Consider the following 18909-nt stretch of genomic DNA (forward strand, 5'->3'; position numbering starts at 1 on the left):
GTAAGAATTCAGCACCCAGGAGTCAGAAGTCAGAATTAATAAGGAATTTATTCTGATTTATACATTTAGTCATCAAATATTATTCAGTTTTTTCAACTATTCTGGCTCCTGAACTCTTACGTTCCTTTTATTTACTTAATCACTTTTGACTAATTGTTGTAGGAGTAATAGCTGCATATTGTTCAGATGTCAGTACAGCTTCTTGAATATTAACAGGTTTAGGAAGTAAACCATTTTTATAGAAATAGTCAGCAACTCTTTGTTGTTCTCTAATTAACTCAGGCGAAATAGCTCTTAATCCATAGCCACGACGACTTAGTACCAAATCCATCACTGCTGGATCTAGTTTTTGATGAGGCATAATTAATTTTGCTGTCTCCTTGGGATTAGCTTCTGCCCAGCGTTGGATTTTATCAATTTCCTCAATTACAATTCGGAGTAATTCTGGATTATCGATAGCAAATTGTTTCCTACCGATATAATATCCACCTGGAGTATCAAGTCCTTCGGCAGTTTTAATAATCCGTACTTTACCTAATTTTTCAGCCCTCGCTAAATGAGGATCACCAGTTACCCACACTGGAATTTTACCTTCTAGAAATGCACTACTAGCTTCTACGTTAGGTATACTTAAAACTTGAATATCTTCAGGTTTTAGACCTACATCTTCCAAAGCTCTAATTATGAAATAGTGAGAAGCAGAAGCTTTTTGAAAAACTACTTTTTGTCCCTTAATATCTTTGATGCTCTTAATAGGAGAATCTGGGGGAACTGCGATCGCACTTCCTCTACCACTTTTTTCGGTGCGTCGTGAACCAACCACATAAACAATATCAGCACCAGCAGCTTGGGCAAAGATTGGCGGTGTTTCTCCTACAGAACCCAAATCGATTTTATCTACATTCATCGCTTCCATAAGCTGTGGCCCTTGAGCAAATTGCGCCCATTCGACTTTGATACCCAAGGGTTTTAGACGTTTTTCTAATACTCCTGTCACCCTCACCAAATCGCCAGCTTGTTGATACCCCATACGCAGAACTTTCGTTTTGATGCCACTGGTAGCTGATACATTCGTTGTAGTATTAGATGTTGGTAATTTTGAGGTTGTGGGTTTGCAACTACTGAGAACTAAGGCAGTTGATAAACCCAACAAGCCTGCTGTACCAAACCGGATAAAACGGCGGCGAGTGTTGAATATTCTAGTCATACTTGCAATGAAATAAATAATTCCTGAGAGAAGGTGTTGAAAGTCAAGTTAGGAGTATAGGGATATACAAAACATCCAATGTTTTGTTAGTCATGAGTAAGTCCTAATTCTAGTTATTAACTCCTACAGGTAAAAATCCACCTGCCTGCATTTTCCATAACTTGTAGTAAGCACCACGGCGTGCTAGCAGTGTGGTATGAGTGCCATCTTCGATAATGCGACCTTGGTCAAATACCAAAATGCGGTCTAGATGGGCAATAGTAGATAGTCTATGCGCCACTACAATCACGGTTTTCCCATCCATCACTGAATCTAAAGTATCTTGGATCGCTTTTTCAGTGATGGAATCGAGGCTGGAGGTGGCTTCATCTAGAATCAGAATTGGTGCGTCTTTGAGGATAACTCGTGCGATCGCAATCCTTTGTCTTTGTCCTCCAGAAAGTTTGACACCACGTTCACCCACCAAAGAATCATACCCTTCCTTAATCTGAGCGATAAAATCGTGAGCATAGGCTTGACGCGCTGCTTCAATCACTGCCTCGTCGGTCGCATCTATTCGCCCATAACGAATATTTTCTATTAATGTCCGATGGAACAGAGATGGATCTTGGGGAATCAAGCTAATTTGGGAGTGTAGGGCATCTTGAGTCATATCTTGAATATCAACCCCATCAATAAGAATCTGTCCAGATTGGGGGTCGAATTGACGCAAAATCAGATTGACGAAGGTGGATTTTCCAGAGCCAGAGAAGCCAACAAGCCCGACACGCTGGCCTGGTTTGATGATGATAGAAAGGTTTTCAAATACTTTTTTCCCAAGTGAGTAGCTAAAATTCACTTGGCGAAACTCAATCTGTCCCTGAGTGATTGAATGGGCGATCGCATTATCTCGATCAATAAGTTCATGGGGTTGAACAATAGTGAGAACGCCATTAGCAATATTACCGATATGTTCAAAAAATTCGAGAAACCGTTTACTTAAATTTCGGGCTTCGCTGATGATTAACAGTGACAAACTGGTGGCGACAACGAAATCGGCGGCAGCAATTTTACCCTGACTCCAGAGTAAGAGCGAGTAATACAAAGTGCCGATTTTTAGGATTGCTGCTGAGATATACTGAAACCAACGGATTCGCTCCGAGTACCAATTGGACTTTCTCACCTCTTTGAGTTCGTGCCTTAACCGCTCATTCAAATAACGTCGTTCAAAACCCAGGCGAGCAAATAGTTTGCTACTAGTAAGATTTGTTACTGCATCTACGATGATACCAGTTGTCTCACTTCTGGCGGCTGCGGCTCTCCGGGAATAAATTCGGCAGCGAGTTGCCAACCAGAACGAAATACTGATGAACAGAACTGCCCACGCTCCCACGAGTGCAGCCAGAGGAGGATAGGCGCGATACAGTAAAATCGTGGCGACGATATACACGATAATTACTGCCATAAATTCACTAATCAGCATTTGCATCGTCTGTGTGACACCCAGAGAAGTTTCGCTAATCCGATGTGCTAATGACCCCGCAAAACTGCTGCTTAGGTAGCGATGAGAATGATGCTGCAAGTAAGCATATAGAGAACGGACGATGTGCTGTCGGTGGATCGGATGGAGGATTGTCTGTAAGAGTCCAGCCGATCGCCCGAATACCACTTCACCCACACTCAAGGCGGTGAACAACATCAGGGGTTGGCTCACGGCATCAAAAATCTGCTTACTGTCCCCTGGCGATCGCGTTACACTCCGGATGATTTCGCCAATGGCATAAGGCAACATAATGCCACAAGTTGCGTGTATTACCTCGAAAATCACCATTGCCACATACCACCAACGGAACTGGTTCACGAAATAGCAAATGAACTTAAAGGTTGTCTCAGGCAAGGGTGGTGCATCGGCAGCACGTTGAAAGGATTGAAATTTTCTGGACTTTTTGGGCATGAATGCTGAATTAATTTTCATTCCTAACGCAGAGAATCACCCTTGCGGTATTCGGCAGTGATGTCGTCTAGCTTTTGTTTTAAATTGTCGTCGAGTTTTACTTCTGTGGCTTTGAGTGTGTCAGCAAGTTGTTCTGGACGGCTAGCACCAATAATGGGAGCAGTAATAATTGGATTAGCCAGCACCCAAGCTACTGCTAGGGTAGTGAGTGACAATCCAGCGAATTCTGCAACTGTACGTAATTCCTCAACAGTATTAAACTCGCGATCGCGCCAATAACGTTCTTGATAACGTTCCGCCGCAGTCCCCAGAGTAAAACGTGTACCTTCCGTAGGGCCTTGAGCAAGGTTATGTTTACCAGTCAGTAAACCACCTGCCAAGGGATTGTAAGGAATTACACCCAATCCTTCTTCTTGTGCTAGGGGCAAAAGTTCTCGCTCAATCTCGCGGAATAACAAATTGTAGCGGGGTTGAATGGAAACAAAACGAGTCAAATTTCGCACCTCGGCGCGACCCAAGGCACGGGCGAGTCGATAAGCTAAGAAATTAGAAACCCCGATATAACGTACCTTACCAGCACGAACTACAGTATCCAATGCTTCTAGAGTTTCATCTAGAGGAGTTGAAGCATCATCAGAATGTAATTGGTACAAGTCAACATAATCAGTTCCCAATCTTCTGAGGGAAGCATCGATCGCATCTAAAATATGTTTGCGAGAAGCACCTTGATCCCAAGGCGCAGGGCCAACCCGGCCTACAGCCTTAGTAGCTAAGATAAAATGTTCGCGTTTGCCTTTGAGCCAACGCCCAATAATTTCTTCGGTGCGTCCAGCGGTAGCTAAACCTCCGCCAAGCGGATAAACATCGGCTGTATCGAGAAAATTGATACCAGCTTCAGCCGCAGTATCGAGGATACGCCTAGAAGTTTCTTCATCTGTCTGCAACCCGAAGGTCATTGTACCGAGACAGAGGCGAGAAACAGTTAATCCAGTTTGACCGAGTTTGGTAGTTAGCAACGTTATAGAATTGCTCATGGTGCTGCTGTTGTAGGTGTGGAGATTTAAATGCGGAATATTTGGGCGTTTATCTGGGGTGCTGTCGTCGCAATTCTTGGTGGACTAATCGGTTTAGGTGGTGCAGAGTTTCGCTTACCAGTTTTAGTCAGTGTTTTCAACTATCGAACCCTACAGGCAATTATTATCAATCTCATTGTGAGCCTCGTCACTGTTACCTTTTCATTCATTTTTCGGAGTGGTGTTATTGGTCTTGAGAATGTTTTGGCAAACCTGACAGTAATTATTAATATTCTCGCAGGCTCTCTGATTGGTTCTTATATTGGGGTTAACTATGCAACCCGAATCAACGAACGAACATTAAATAAGGTTGTTGTTGTTTTTCTATTTTTCCTGAGCTTTGTACTGATTGGGCATAATTTCATTTTCAGTTTTCAGAGTTGGCAACTGCCAGACTTACTGAGAATCGGTATAGGCTTTGTAGCGGGAATTGTGATTGGGATATTTAGCAGTATGCTTGGTGTCGCAGGTGGTGAGTTAATTATTCCTACGATCATTTTGGTGTTTGCAATTGATATCAAATTAGCAGGAAGCTTAAGCCTTGCAATCAGCATTCCCACAATCATGATGGGTCTATTGAAATATAGAAGTCAGGGACGGCTTGACGAAGTTAAATCAGAGCAAAGTTTCATTGTTTCAATGGCATCTGGTTCGATACTAGGAGCATTTATTGGCAGCAACCTTTTGAGGTATGTAGCAAGTTCTTGGTTGTATGTAATTTTGGGTGTGATTCTATTTTTATCGGCTTTGAAGTTAGCAAGGCATAAGCCATCTGCATAATAGGAATATTAACCAGCAAAGGCATCAGTTATTACTGAATTAGCTCGATGCTACTACAGAAGCCTGACGACGACTCTGAGAAACAAACCACTGTTGCAATTTCAAATCAGTGTAAACTTCATCGGCAATAAAATGATCGCCTTCAGGCAGTACAGTAAAATCTACAGTTCCCCCCAATCCGCGCAAGGTATCGACAATCTGCTGTGTATCTTCAACTGAAAGTTTTTCGTCCTTAGCACCTTGGAATATTTGGATCGGAATTTCCTTGAGTGCAGCTAGCTGGCTGATTTCTAACGTCTTGGGTACACGACCAGACACCGCTACCAGACCAGCGAAGCGACCAGGATGAGAAGCAGCAATGTGCCATGCTCCAGCCGTACCTAAGCTGAACCCAGATAAAATGACACGGGACGGATCGATAGGCCGGGAGGCGATAAAATTATCCAACAAAGCGATTACATCTGATTCTCGCTCTACCCAAGTCTGCCCTTCGGGAAGTTGGGGTGCTAAAAAGAAATAAGGTAAGGGGCTTGATTCATTCACATAACGAGGTAAACCCCACTTTAGCAGCACATTTAAATCATTGCCGCGATCGCGCGCGCCATGCAAAAACACCACCAGAGGCGCAGGTTTGTTAGCATCTTCAGCAACAGCCGAGAACAGATAAGGCAATAAACCAGAACGACGTTCAATAGCCATAGTTGTAATTCCTCTGTATGTTTGGTGGTCAGATCCCCGACTTCTTTAAGAAGTCGGGGATCTTGTAGTCTCACAGCAAAGATTTAAGCTATTACAAGGTTTTTATCAGCTTGTGGAGATGCAAGGTTGTTTACCTTGGATTCAATCGCTGTACCCTTGAAGAAGTTGGGATTAGCTTGGGTGTAGAACTTATAAGGATTACCGAAGACATAAGCTTTGAAGTCAGCTTCGGAAATCACTCCTTCTTGCACTAAATCCCAGCTTTCTGCTAGAGGATCTGTTAAGTCAGGTACATCCCAGTGACCGACATCAGAGGAATAGATGGCGTTGATTTTCACACCCAAGGGATTGGCTTTGTCGTTGAATGCTGCACTGATGGTGCGATCGTCAGATTCAGAACCAAAGAAGAAAGTGTTCACCCAGCGATCGCGGATATCTTCTATAGTTTCAATTCCCGCAGCCGCAAAGTCTTCGAGTTCGTTACCCACGGGTGAACGACTATGACGGTTGAAGGAAGAACCCAGAACACTCCTTGTGAGTTCTTCTTTACTTAGAGGATGGGCTTCGAGGAACTCACTACCGAAACGCTCAAACAATGCGTACAACTCATTAGCATTAGTGAGTTCTGGGTTGTAGTTTTGCAGACCTATGAACTACCCACAATTGGCTTCGCCTGAACTGTGGGTTTCTACATCCCCCAGTTCGTTTTTAGCGAGTTTTTCTGTAGATTTTTGTCGCTTCTTCGCCCCTAGTTGCCTCATCGATCCAGATTGCTTACGCTTACCAGTAGATGTGGGAGAGCTAGGCGACTCTGCGACTACGAGGCTAGTTCCTAACCCCGGTAGAGTACCTTTAGACCAATAAAGCATTACTTCGGCAGCAGCAATATCCCTATCCTGCACGTATCCGCAAACAACACAATTATGAACTCGAATATCAAGAGTTTTTTTATGTTGATGACCACACTTCGGACAGGTTTGACTAGGCTTTACTTTCTTCGTTGGAACTTCTACAAATACACCACCAATTTGCTCAACTTTGTACTTGATGGTATTGCGAAGCATTCCAAAAGCAACATCTAGTATTGACTTATTCAGTCCTGCTTTTTGCTTTTTACGCTTGCCTTTCTTTGCTTTACTAGTCATGTTTTTTACTTCTAGTTTTTCAGTCGCAACGAAGCTATTACCGCTTACAATTTCTGCTGCTACTTGATGTACCCAGTTTTGTCTTTGATTACCAACTTTACGAACTAGCTTAGTAACCTTTGATTGGGCTTTTTTATATCGTCTAGAAGCTTTAATTTTTTTGTTTCTATTTGGTGCGCGTTTACGCCTCTTCTCCTTAGAAGCTTTTTTGATTTTCTGTTCAGCATTTCTCAAAAACTTAGGAGCATCGATTTGTTGATGATTCTCTCCATCCGTAATTGATAATGCTGCTTTACAACCTAAGTCAATACCAATTGCACCAACTGGTAGAACTTTAGGCTTTAATGCTTGGTCTAGCACATCAACAGTAATAGATGCGTACCATTTACTATTGCGATAAACGATAGTGCAAGTAGTTGATTTACCCCAACCCAAAGCCTGCCCCCGCATCTGAATACGTCCAATTTTAGACAGATTGAGATATCCGTTTTCGCCTTCAGATTCTACTTTAAAACCTGCACAGTCTGGATAAGTCCATCCTGAATAATGTCTAATTGACTTAAATCTCGGACGCTTACCTAGCCCTTTAAACCAACGCTCAAATGCAAAATCAACACGTTTTAATGTTGCTTGCAGTGCATGGCTGGGAAGTTCTTTGTACTCTACCCAAACATCTTTAAATGCTGGCAAACAATTCTGTTGCTCAAAATAATCAACTTTGTGATTATAGATTTTGTACTGGTTAAATCTGTTATTTACTGCGGCATTGTACAAGTCCTTGTGGAGCTTTCGGTGATACCGCAAAATTAATTCAGTTTTCTCGTTTGGGTATAACCGAAAAGTCATTCGTCTTGTTGCCACAGGCTGTTTTTGTTTCCTCCAAAAATCTGGTATATTAATCAGAATACAACGGACACGGCTACTTGTCAAATGCTTTCTCGTAAAGGGTCACACGCTGTTTTTTCTATTCACTTACATTTCGTTTTTATTACTAAGTATCGTAAAAAAGTAATTACCGCACCAATCCTTGAGAGGATGCACGAGATTTTTGCAAATATTTGCATTAAAACTAATTGCATTTTGGTTGAATTCTCAGGTGAAGAAGACCATGTACATTTACTGGTGGACTATCACCCAGACAACAATATTTCTGACTTTACCTCTAGTTTAAAATCTGCTAGTAGTAGGGTCATTCGTAAAGAATTTAAGGAGCATATTGAAAAGTTTTACTGGAAACCTTTGTTTTGGTCTAGCTCGTATTATGTAGCGTCAAGTGGCGGCGCACCGATTGATCAACTTAGGCAATATATTAAAGAGCAAGATGCACCGACCGAATAAATATGGATTGGTTATTTCCACTTCGTTCCAATAACCCGCTCCGATCCCTACCCTACTAAGAGTTGAGGGTAGGGACTGCCGCGATACGTTCAAACTGCGTTTAGAGAATCTGTCTACCAGGTGAATGTAAACGTGTGCGCCCCAATCTGCACCACCTTCGAGCATAGCGACACGCAACTGTGGGAAACGCTTGGTAACACCACCAAAGAACAAGGCTTTAGCGAATGCTTGCGAACCATCAGCAAAGTGACCGATGTGATTGTTCATGTAATTGCTGATGGAAGAACGTCCAGTCCAACCTTGACTACCATAATGGGTAGTAATGGGTACACCTAATTCCACGGCTTTCGCCCAGAATGGATCGTAGTCATATTCGCTATCTAATCCGTAGAAGTCGATGTATGAAGCATACTTGGCGATTTCTGGGTATTGGTCGGCAGGATATTTATCGGCGATCGCCTTAATTGGACGTTTCACACCACCAGGAATATTTGCTACCTTTAGTCCTAGTTTTTTTACAGCAAACTCTAACTCTTCAATTGCTTCTTGAGGAGTAGTCATCGGGATACCAGCTACCACCGTCAGGCGATCGCTATATTTGCGATACAAGTCAGCATGATAGTGGTTGACTGCCCGTTGCAATGCTTGGCGATGTTCTAAACTAGCCCCTGCGGGTGCTAGGACGTTGTTAGGAAACAGTACAGAATAATCTGAACCCTGCTCCGCCTGACGCTCATAGAATAACTTAGGAAGAGTGTAAGTAGCTAAATCTAGGGTATTACGTGTAACTCTAGCCCACCAAGGAGAACGAATTGTGCGGTAATATTGACGTTCTTCTGGAGTTTGTTGATACCAGTCTTTACCGTTAACTTTGGAATTAAGACGAGAGTTTTCCGCCTTGCGTAATGCGTCTACAAGTTTTGAGCCACCGTAATTAGCGATGTAATCCTCTAATGCCGGAGTGAAATCATTGGTGTGAACGTCGGTGTCAATGACTGGATAATCAAGCTTTGCCTTAATTGCAGCCGAACGAGAAGTTTTCAATCTGCTATATTCAGTCATATTTTTGTCCTAAAAAAATTACAGAAGTAGTGCTGAGAAATGAGTTATGGGTACTGAGTGCAATAAAACAGAAGAATCACGTACTGACTCACTACAAAAGCATCTACAGCACTCGAAACTCACTACTCTTTTTGCTGGTAGTAAAGACTGAAGTCCTGATTTGATTTAAATAGCCTCTCAAAGAAGGACTAAAGTCTTTACTACGAACTCAAAATTTACTTACGCCAACACCAATTTTTTATCTACTTGTTGAACGACAAATTGATTATCTGGACGACGCAGTCCCAGGTTTTCCCGTAAGGTACTGCCTTCATATTCAGTACGGAAAAGTCCGCGTTTCTGGAGGATAGGAACGACCAAATTCACAAAGTCATCCAACGCTGTAGGCAAAATAGGTGGCATGATATTAAAACCATCTGCTGCACCGTTGTTGAACCATTCTTCTAACTGGTCAGCAATGCTTTCGGGAGTACCAATGATAGTGCGATGACCTCGTGCAGTAGCCAAAGCCAGATACAACTGACGCAGAGTCAAAGTCCCACGAGTAGCTAAATCCTTGACCAGTTTGAGACGACTCTTGTTATTGTTAGTGTCGCTGGGTAGTTCAGGAGCTAGATCGTCAAAGGAATATTTTGATAGATCCACACCTTTGTAATAGTTCTTTAAAATCCCCCAAGCCACATCAGGATGAATCAAGGATTGAATAAATTCATACTTTTCTTGAGCTTTTTCCTCTGTGCTGCCAATGATGGGGAAAGCACCAGGCATAATCTTGAGATCGTCTGGAGAACGGCCATATTTTGCTAGTCTGCCTTTAACATCAGCATAAAATTCCTGGGCATCAGCTAGGGTTTGATTAGCAGTGAAAATTACCTCAGCAGTACGCGCTGCCAAGTCTCTTCCAACTTCAGAAGCTCCAGCCTGCACAATCACTGGGTAGCCTTGGGGTGGACGACCGACGTTTAAAGGGCCTCTGACAGAGAAATGTTTACCCTTGTGGTTAAGGATATGCAGTTTATTGGGATCGAAATAGACACCAGATTCTCTGTCGCGGATGAAGGCATCATCATCCCAACTATCCCATAATCCTTTTACCACTGCTACAAATTCTTCGGCGCGTTCATAACGCTGGCTATGTTCTGGATGATGTTCTAGTCCAAAGTTAGCTGCGGCGTTTTCATTACCTGTAGTAACGACATTCCAACCTGCTCTGCCATTACTCAAGTGATCCAATGATGCGAACTTACGAGCTAGGGTATAAGGTTCTTCGTAGGTAGTTGAGGCGGTAGCAATAAAGCCGATATTTTTTGTGACAGCAGACAACGCCGAAAAGAGCGTGACAGGCTCAAAATGGACAAGCTTACCATTACGTTTTTGCGTTTCTGGTGAGCCTCCCCAAACCCCTGGACTATCAGCCAAAAACACGGCATCAAATAAACCACGTTCAGCAATTTGGGTAATTTCTTTGTAATGCTCAAAATTAAAACCCGCGTCTATTTGTGCGTCAGGATGTCGCCAGGCTGAAACATGATGACCAGTAGCTTGAATAAATGCACCTAAACGAAATTTGCGTGTTTTGCTCATCTGCTTTTCTCTTTATTAAATAGCTAAATTTGTTCGCGGTTGAGATATCACATTTGGAGGTGCGATCGCCCCACATTCCTCTAGTAATAAAACAACTTTCTTAATATCATTTCGTTTTGGAAATTGCCCCATTTTGAGCAAAATTATGGTTTTCATTACAAAAATGGATTTGAAGATCAATATTAGTTATTTTAATGAAATTTACAAAGTGTTCGGAACTACATTTTTTGATAGAAAATTTTTATAAAAATCGAATATTCTATGGATTTTCACTAAATTTAGAAAATAGAGTAGGCTAACACCTACTCCATCAGCATGATAATGGGAGGTTAAATTTTATGTTTGAATTTGGATGGCTATATAACTTAAGTTAATGTTTCCAAACCACATGAATTTTTGCAGTGAGTTCTTCTGTAAACTGACCCGAAGGTTCTACTGCTAGTAAGGTCATATGTAGAAAGTGTTTTCAGTTGAGTCATAAATGTTGATTGCGTAGTGAACCAATCTCTAGCTAAATACAGGGGATTATATGTTGGAGAAATCTTTGCTAGTAGGATAAATCTTGTAGTACGAAAGTTTGAACCATTTGGAATATCAATAGGGCGTTTAGCTATTACTTACATCAGGTACATGATTCATCTTTGCCCTATCAATGCTTTTCTATAGCTTTAGTTGAGTAGCCGTTATGAACTATGTATATCAATAACGGATGAAAAGGAACGCTTAAGCTAGTATTTTTTACTCAGCACGGGCTAAACGCCTCGTTACCGCTAATACCCCTAATAGCAGGCCGCTTATGTCCCGCTTCGCTAACAGGACTTTTAAGGGTCGGTAGTGAAATGCAGTAGCTGATCAAAAACTACTATAACTTGATTGATTTACAGTATTTACTCTGTTACAGAGTTTTTCACACTTACAAAAAAAATGCAAGTGCTGCTTAACACAAGTTTGCTAATATTTTCTTTCTAAAAAATGTATCTATGGATGCTTGCTTTTTTTATTGTTTTATGAAATTATCCAAAATAACCTAGTAAAATTACTAAATATCGATAAATTTTTAGTAGTTTATTAACGAACACAAATTAGGCTAATCCAAATGATCGAGGGAGCATAACTCTTTCGGAGTTTCTTGCCTCGTGTATAGCCAATAACACCATTGAGCCTTTGCCAAAGCTGTTTATAAATAAACATCTGCAAGGCAATCTCTCTGAAAAATATTTTTCTGCAAAAGAATATTTAATCGAGATGTAAAAATTCTGTTCGGTGCTAGTAATCAAAGATTTGTTGATTTTGTACGTAATTCGATAGCCAATGTTTAAAGTTTTGTGGAATTACGGGATATTTGTCCCAGCATTTTTTAATGTATTTTTTATCCTCTCTTCAGCCACACTTGCTGAAGTACCGGACTCATCAGAGCTAAAATTACGGGTTGAGGAAATTTCCCCAAGCGTTACAACTCAGCCTGAATCGAATCAAATTACGAACCTAGAAGTAACCGAAACGCCAGACTATTTGCCATCCCCAGAAGTAAGTCAACTTTCTCAGGAGACTTTCACAGATGAAGATAACTCTCTAGAGCAAGTTACTTCGGTTTCAGAATTATCGGATGTTCAGCCTACAGATTGGGCATTTCAAGCATTGCAATCTTTAGTGGAACGCTATGGTGCGATCGCAGGCTATACAGATGATACATTCAAAGGCGATCGCGCCCTGTCACGCTATGAATTTGCGGCTGGTCTAAATACTGCTTTAGACCGAATCAATCAAATAATCACTAGTTCCACAGCAGACTTAGTTAAACAAGAGGACTTAGACACAATCAAGAAGCTAAGAGAGGAATTTTCCACAGAATTAGCTTCACTGCAAGGACGAGTTGATGCAGCAGGGGCAAAACTCGCAGTCATCAAATCACAACAATTTTCTCCCACAGCTAAACTCACAGGTCGAGTACAGTTTGTTCTTGGCTCACTTTTTGCAGGTAATAATGTTGTGACTGGTAAGGCAGCACCCCGCGTAGTCACATTCCAAGATTCATTATCCTTGCGATTGAATGCCAGTTTTACAGGTAAAGATTCACTAGGCATCACAATGGGAGGTGCAAATATTGAATCTTTAGGACAAACAAGAGAGGGATTATTAGGTACTTTTGATGGCAGAACAGCTGATAACGCCAACATTACAAGACCACGCAATAGCTTTTTTCTGAATGGTCTACGTTATCGGTTTCCTCTTGGCTCAAATACCCAAATTAACATTTATCCTTTATCTGATGGAGCTAATGAACTTGGTTTTACCCTTCCGATTAATCCATATTTTGAAAGTAGTTTAACAACCGGTTCTAATGGGATTTCCCGATTTTCACGGCGAGCTTTAGTCTATCAATATGGAGATGCTGGTGGCGGAATAGCGGTACTCCACAGATTAAATAAACAGTTCCAAGTTGGAGTAGCATATAGCGCACCCAACGCCAGTAGCCCTACAGAAAATAATGGCTTTTTGACAGGCCGATATTTAGCTTTAGGGCAAATCTTATATACCAGTCCTCAGAAGAATTTTCGGGCGGCTCTAACTTATGTCAACACTTATAGTCCACCAAATTCACGAGGTCTAAGTGGAACTAACTTTGGCCCAGCTGCTGGGAGTAACTTGGTCAATAGCACTGTGCCTGGAACAGGAACTTTGGCTAATCTTTATGGCATACAAGCTTTTTATCAATTCAGTCCTAAGTTTGCTATCAATGGTTGGGTAAGTTATGGCGCACACCGCTATTTAGGGCGCGGTGATGGCCGAGCTATGGACTGGTCTGTAGGATTAGCTTTCCCAGATATCGGAAAGGAAGGAAGCTTAGGAGGATTGTTTGTAGGGATGGCACCAACACTGATTAGTCTCAGTCCGAATGTAGATTTGGGAGCAGGTTTAGGACAAGCAGATAAAGATACTTCTTTGCATATTGAAGGATTTTATCAATACAAAATCACCGATAGGATCGACATTACACCTGGTTTTATTTGGGTAACTGCACCAGATTCAAATGCCAACAATCCTGATAGTTTATTCGCATGGATTCGTACTGTCTATAGGTTTTAGCGATAATCAATACATATGAGGTGGCTTGTTCTGTCGTTAACCCACCGTTATTTCAGGACTGATAGTGCTTCATAGACTGTTATTCTAACATATCTTGCAAATTGGAAATTTTTTAAGGTGGTTAGAGTATTAGTCAATGAGCAAACTTAGACAGCACAAGCCTTTTCTCCCTGTCCTCTACTATAAAAGCCTCTTAAATCTAGAAATCTAGATAGGCTTGCTCATACTGGGTTCGTGCCAAAAGTTTATTTGGGGTTGCTTTTTACTTAATTTCGTGTACAATTACTATAAACTACGGCAAATCGATCGGTTTATAGTATTTAATAGCAGGATATTTTAACTAACAACAAAGTGATTTTCTGGTTTTTTTGATTAATTTCTATTCCTGTCTCAGTAAAACAAATCCCAATAACACCAAACATATCCAGTTCTATTGACGGAATTGCCGTCAATGAGAACTTTATAAAGTAAATAATTGGTAGCTTATGACTATTACTTGGAAAAATACTAAAAGTAGTGCGAAATCTCTAGAAACACTAATCAACAGTAAATTTGCTGACAAAATCATCCCTTGGATAGTACCCTTTGTTGTACTATTACTTTGGGAAATTTCTTCCAGAGCAGGCTTACTTTCTAGCAGAATCTTACCAGCACCAAGTAGTGTAGTTTTTACAGCATTTAAATTAGCCTCAACTGGAGAACTTTTTCAACACATGGGTATTAGTGCAGCACGCGCCATATCTGGTTTTATAGTTGGTGGTGGAATTGGTTTCATTTTAGGCTTGATTACTGGGTTTTCTCGCATTGGTGAACAGTTGCTAGATAGTTCCTTACAAATGCTGCGTACTATTCCTAATTTGGCATTAATCCCTCTAGTAATTTTATGGTTTGGTATTGGCGATCAAGCTAGATTATTTCTAGTTTCTATAGGTGTATTTTTCCCAATTTATCTTAATACTTATCACGGAATCCGTAGCGTAGATTCTGGACTAATTGAAATGGGTAGAGTCTATGGGCTAAAAACACAGCAGCTTTTGTGGCAAATAGTTTTCCCAGGAGCGTTATCTTCAATTTTAATTGGTGTCCGCTTTTCATTGGGGATTATGTGGCTATCGTTGATTGTAGCGGAACAAATTGCCGCAGATTCTGGCATTGGTTATATGGCGATGAATGCCCGTGAATTTATGCAAACAGATGTTGTTGTGTTAAGTATTGTGATTTATGCACTGCTAGGTAAACTAGCAAATTCTATAGCAAAAGCTCTAGAAACCAAATTCTTATCTTGGAATCCCAATTACAAAGCTGGGTAAAAGCTTTCAAGAAACATTAAATATTTTTCATCTCTACTTCAGTCTCTCTATTTCCGCTTTCAGTCTAAATTACTATCTTTGATAGTAACTCGCTTATCTACTCTACAAAGGAGAAAATTATATGGTTTCCTACATACAAGGAACACAGCTACAAATTCTAAATTTAACTAAAGTTTTTGGTAATAAAACTGTTTTGAAATCATTAAATTTAGAAGTAGCACCAGGAGAGTTTATTGCAATTGTAGGACGCAGTGGCTGTGGTAAAAGTACCTTACTACGCCTTGTATCAGGGTTAGATAAACCCACTACAGGCGGCATCTTGTTAGATGGAGAACCATTACGTAAACTAAGTCACTCTGTAAGAGTAATGTTTCAAGATTCCCGCTTGTTACCCTGGAAACGAGTGATTGAAAATGTGGGTTTGGGTTTGCAAGAAAATTGGCGTACAAAAGCGGCCTGGGTATTAGAACAAGTTGGACTTAAAGATAGAGCTAGTGAATGGCCTCATGTATTATCTGGAGGACAACGGCAAAGGGTAGCATTAGCCAGAGCATTAGTCAGCCAACCACATTTATTACTACTTGATGAGCCTTTAGGAGCATTAGATGCGTTAACTCGTTTAGAAATGCAACATTTAATCGAAGATTTATGGCAACAAAGAGGCTTTACAGCATTTTTAGTCACCCATGATGTAGAGGAAGCTGTGGCTTTAGCAGATAGGGTAATAGTAATTGAAGAAGGACGAGTTGCGTTAGATGTATCTGTAAGATTATCTCGTCCACGAGATAGGGCTAGTGAGGTATTCGTCAATATCAGAGAGACAGTCTTAGAAAAAGTGATGAACTATGAAAGTAATCATGCAAATCAATTATTGCAAATGAGTCATTAGTAATTTACTTATTCACTCTTTAGAGTTATACAACAGGTTCAATTGCGATCGCTTCAAAGTCCAGCGATTGAACAAAAATCTGATTTTTGTACCTGATGTTGTAATTTTCCGCTCAATTTACACCCTTGGTGGGCATTGCCCACCTTTACCTCTACTCATTGGAGAAAAAAATGACTTATCAACATTTAGAAATCAAACCTGTTGCTGGACGTATTGGTGCGAAGATTTTAGAAATTGATTTGAGTACTAATCTCACTGACGAGATTATCAGCGAGATTCGTCAGGCTCTTATCCAATACAAAGTAATTTTCTTCCGTAATCAAAATCTGGATGCTAATGGACAAGTTGCTTTTGCTCGCCGCTTCGGGGAAATTACTACCGCCCATCCTACAGTCCCATCTCTAGCTGGACACCCGGAAGTGTTGGATTTGAATTATGGAAAAACTGCTAGTCGTGCGAATAATTGGCATACTGATGTGACTTTTGTAGACCGTCCTCCTTTAGGTTCTATCTTACGGGCATTGGTGATTCCTCCTTATGGGGGTGACACTATTTGGGCAAACTCTGTGACTGCATATCAAGATTTACCAGATGATTTGCGTCATCTTGCTAATGAACTCTGGGCTGTCCATAGCAACGCCTATGATTATGCAGAAGCCGCAGTTAATCTTCCTGAAGATGTCAAAGCTTACCGTGCTATTTTTACATCGACTTTGTATGAAACTCTACATCCAGTAGTGCGCGTTCATCCTGAGTCTGGGGAACGAGGACTGTTCATAGGTGGTTTTGTACGCCAGATTCGTGGATTATCCCCAACTGAATCTGCTGATATTATCCGACTGTTACAGTCTTATGTGACACGTCCTGAAAATACAGTGCGTTGGCGTTGGCAATTTGGTGATGTGGCTTTTTGGGATAACCGCGCTACTCAACATTATGCAGTTGCAGATTATGGCAATCAACCCCGCCATGTCCAACGAGTCACTATTGTAGGAGATATCCCAGTTGGTGTTAATGGTCAGCAGAGTCAGGCTGTCAAGGGAGATGCTTCTGCTTACAATAAACGTGTAGCTGTAGCTGTGTAAGCAAGACACAAAATCAGCTTTTTCTCCTCTACTTCGACACCTTCAAGAAAATTCAAAATTATGGCAAAGACTTTTTCTACAATGTTACCTTTAGGTACATTAGCACCTGATTTTCATTTACCAGATGTAGTTTCTGGTAAGACAACTTCTCTGGCTGATTTTGCTAATAAAAAAGCTTTGCTAGTGATATTTTTGAGTCGTCATTGCCCTTATGTGCAGCACATTAAATTTGAATTAGCACAACTGGGTAAAGACTATGCACAAAGAACCCATAATAATGTGGGAATTGTGGCAATTAGTGCTAATGATGTTAACGCTCACCCCGATGATTCACCCTCATATTTGAAAGCATTTGCACAAGAGTTAGATTTAAATTATCCTCTGTTATTTGACGAAACTCAAGCAACTGCTAAAAGCTTTTTTGCTGCTTGTACTCCTGACTTTTTCTTGTTTGATGCTAATCGGCGGCTTGTGTATCGTGGGCAATTAGATGATAGCCGTCCACAGAATGGCATACCTGTAACTGGAAAGGACTTGCGGGCTGCTATTGAAGCAGTATTGGCAGATAGGTCTGTAACTTGGGAACAAAAACCTAGTATTGGTTGTAATATCAAATGGAAGCCAGGAAATGAACCTGCTTATTACAAAAATCCCGCGATCGCAGTTTGATAAATACCTGAGAGTTGCTTGTTTATCAAGCATAAAACTTCTTTGATTTCCGCCGTCCTCAACTATGATGAAATATAGGTATTATGGAGGATATTTTACTATTTTCTCTATCTACCTATATTTTTTATTAAGCTAAAAAACATAAAATCAATATTGTATTTTGATAAATTAAACAAATTTTTATATAAAACTGGTTTTTGATATGAAGTATTTTTAGAATTTACAAATCAATAATAAATTATCCCTAAGTATGGAATTGTAAATAATTTAGGAGTAAATTATGACAATAAAATTAAATGGAAAAGTAGCTATTATCACAGGAGCTTCTTCAGGTATTGGTGAAGCTACAGCTATTGCCTTAGCAGCAGAAGGAGCAACAGTAGCGATCGCAGCTAGAAGAGGCGATCGCTTAGAAGCACTAGCAAAACACATTGCAGCTATCGGTGGAAAAGCACTACCCATCGTGACCGATATCACTGATGAAACACAAGCTAACAACCTGATACACAAAACAAACGCTCAGTTGGGACAAGTGGATATTCTGGTTAATAACGCAGGTGTGGCATTGACTGGTAATATTGATGGCGGCAACACTTCAGACTGGCGGCGAATGTTTGATGTCAATGTCTTTGGTGTACTTTATACTACCCATGCCGTTTTACCAATATTCAAAGCCCAAGGTAGCGGTCATATTGTCAATATCTCATCAGTAGCAGGGCGCATTGCTCGCGCAGGTGTAGGTATATACAACGCCACTAAATGGGGTGTTAATGCTTTCTCAGAATCCTTACGCCAGGAAGTTTTAAAAGATAACATTCGTGTCACTATTATCGAGCCTGGTTTAGTGGAAACAGAAATTAATAATCATGTCACCGATCCTGTAGCTAAGAAAAATGTTGAAGAACGATTAAAAGCCATCACACCACTACAAAGTGAAGACATTGCAGCTGCTATCAATTATGCTGTGACTCAGCCACACTATGTTAATGTGAATGAAATTCTCATTCGACCAACTTTGCAAGAACGGTAATGAAACAAAATAGCATCA

At 40.8% G+C, this 18909-nt stretch carries 15 protein-coding genes and 2 pseudogenes; 8 read left to right on the plus strand and 9 right to left on the minus strand.

What is annotated here, in order from left to right; genetic code table 11:
- Nucleotides 1-139: 139 nt before the first annotated feature.
- The 3 genes from NOS7107_RS26295 to NOS7107_RS26305 all read right to left on the minus strand — a co-directional run bounded on the left by NOS7107_RS26295 (nt 140) and on the right by NOS7107_RS26305 (nt 4174).
- On the minus strand, nt 140-1207 hold the full coding sequence (locus NOS7107_RS26295; protein WP_015115957.1) for an aliphatic sulfonate ABC transporter substrate-binding protein: 1068 nt from the start codon (nt 1205-1207) through the stop codon (nt 140-142).
- Nucleotides 1208-1316: 109 nt separating this feature from the next.
- Nucleotides 1317-3140 carry an ABC transporter ATP-binding protein gene (locus tag NOS7107_RS26300; protein ID WP_015115958.1) on the minus strand — a complete coding sequence of 608 codons (1824 nt, stop codon included), beginning with the start codon at nt 3138-3140 and terminating at the stop codon, nt 1317-1319.
- Between the two features lie 23 nt (nt 3141-3163).
- Complete coding sequence (locus NOS7107_RS26305) at nt 3164-4174, minus strand: aldo/keto reductase (protein ID WP_015115959.1); 1011 nt, start codon at nt 4172-4174, stop codon at nt 3164-3166.
- A 30-nt stretch (nt 4175-4204) separates the two neighbouring features.
- Here NOS7107_RS26305 and NOS7107_RS26310 point away from each other — a divergent pair, with 30 nt between their 5' ends.
- Nucleotides 4205-4993, plus strand: a complete 789-nt coding sequence (locus NOS7107_RS26310; protein ID WP_015115960.1) for a sulfite exporter TauE/SafE family protein — start codon at nt 4205-4207, stop codon at nt 4991-4993.
- A gap of 39 nt (nt 4994-5032) precedes the next feature.
- Here the strand turns inward: NOS7107_RS26310 and NOS7107_RS26315 are convergent, their stop codons facing one another.
- The 3 genes and pseudogenes from NOS7107_RS26315 to NOS7107_RS26325 form a co-directional block, all read right to left on the minus strand.
- Nucleotides 5033-5692 carry a dienelactone hydrolase family protein gene (locus NOS7107_RS26315; RefSeq protein WP_015115961.1) on the minus strand — a complete coding sequence of 220 codons (660 nt, stop codon included), beginning with the start codon at nt 5690-5692 and terminating at the stop codon, nt 5033-5035.
- An 83-nt stretch (nt 5693-5775) separates the two neighbouring features.
- A pseudogene (locus NOS7107_RS26320) lies at nt 5776-6339 on the minus strand (amidohydrolase); the annotation flags it as partial.
- A gap of 6 nt (nt 6340-6345) precedes the next feature.
- Nucleotides 6346-7683, minus strand: coding sequence for an RNA-guided endonuclease TnpB family protein (locus NOS7107_RS26325; RefSeq protein ID WP_044499824.1), 1338 nt, complete (start codon nt 7681-7683; stop codon nt 6346-6348).
- An 84-nt stretch (nt 7684-7767) separates the two neighbouring features.
- Here NOS7107_RS26325 and tnpA point away from each other — a divergent pair, with 84 nt between their 5' ends.
- Nucleotides 7768-8175, plus strand: coding sequence for an IS200/IS605 family transposase (gene tnpA, locus NOS7107_RS28255; protein ID WP_015112402.1), 408 nt, complete (start codon nt 7768-7770; stop codon nt 8173-8175).
- Between the two features lie 90 nt (nt 8176-8265).
- Here tnpA and NOS7107_RS26330 read toward each other — a convergent pair.
- The 3 genes and pseudogenes from NOS7107_RS26330 to NOS7107_RS28885 all read right to left on the minus strand — a co-directional run.
- Nucleotides 8266-9237: pseudogene (locus NOS7107_RS26330) on the minus strand (amidohydrolase family protein); the annotation flags it as partial.
- A gap of 219 nt (nt 9238-9456) precedes the next feature.
- Nucleotides 9457-10821 (minus strand): LLM class flavin-dependent oxidoreductase, encoded by a 1365-nt coding sequence (locus tag NOS7107_RS26335; protein WP_015115963.1) that lies wholly within the window; start codon nt 10819-10821, stop codon nt 9457-9459.
- A 15-nt stretch (nt 10822-10836) separates the two neighbouring features.
- Nucleotides 10837-10977 carry a hypothetical protein gene (locus NOS7107_RS28885; protein WP_015115964.1) on the minus strand — a complete coding sequence of 47 codons (141 nt, stop codon included), beginning with the start codon at nt 10975-10977 and terminating at the stop codon, nt 10837-10839.
- A 1155-nt stretch (nt 10978-12132) separates the two neighbouring features.
- Here NOS7107_RS28885 and NOS7107_RS26340 point away from each other — a divergent pair.
- The 6 genes from NOS7107_RS26340 (at nt 12133) to NOS7107_RS26365 (ending at nt 18891) form a co-directional block, all read left to right on the plus strand.
- Complete coding sequence (locus tag NOS7107_RS26340) at nt 12133-13908, plus strand: iron uptake porin (RefSeq protein ID WP_015115965.1); 1776 nt, start codon at nt 12133-12135, stop codon at nt 13906-13908.
- A 485-nt stretch (nt 13909-14393) separates the two neighbouring features.
- Nucleotides 14394-15218, plus strand: a complete 825-nt coding sequence (gene ssuC / locus NOS7107_RS26345) for an aliphatic sulfonate ABC transporter permease SsuC (protein WP_015115966.1) — start codon at nt 14394-14396, stop codon at nt 15216-15218.
- Between the two features lie 121 nt (nt 15219-15339).
- The gene (locus tag NOS7107_RS26350; RefSeq protein ID WP_015115967.1) at nt 15340-16107 is read left to right on the plus strand and encodes an ATP-binding cassette domain-containing protein; all 768 of its coding nucleotides are present in this window, start codon (nt 15340-15342) and stop codon (nt 16105-16107) included.
- A gap of 170 nt (nt 16108-16277) precedes the next feature.
- Nucleotides 16278-17192 (plus strand): TauD/TfdA family dioxygenase, encoded by a 915-nt coding sequence (locus tag NOS7107_RS26355; RefSeq protein WP_015115968.1) that lies wholly within the window; start codon nt 16278-16280, stop codon nt 17190-17192.
- Nucleotides 17193-17252: 60 nt separating this feature from the next.
- Nucleotides 17253-17861, plus strand: coding sequence for a thioredoxin family protein (locus tag NOS7107_RS26360; protein ID WP_015115969.1), 609 nt, complete (start codon nt 17253-17255; stop codon nt 17859-17861).
- Between the two features lie 280 nt (nt 17862-18141).
- Complete coding sequence (locus NOS7107_RS26365; RefSeq protein ID WP_015115970.1) at nt 18142-18891, plus strand: SDR family oxidoreductase; 750 nt, start codon at nt 18142-18144, stop codon at nt 18889-18891.
- The last annotated feature ends 18 nt before the right edge of the window (nt 18892-18909 follow it).

The organism is Nostoc sp. PCC 7107, from assembly GCF_000316625.1.
GTDB lineage: Bacteria > Cyanobacteriota > Cyanobacteriia > Cyanobacteriales > Nostocaceae > Nostoc_B.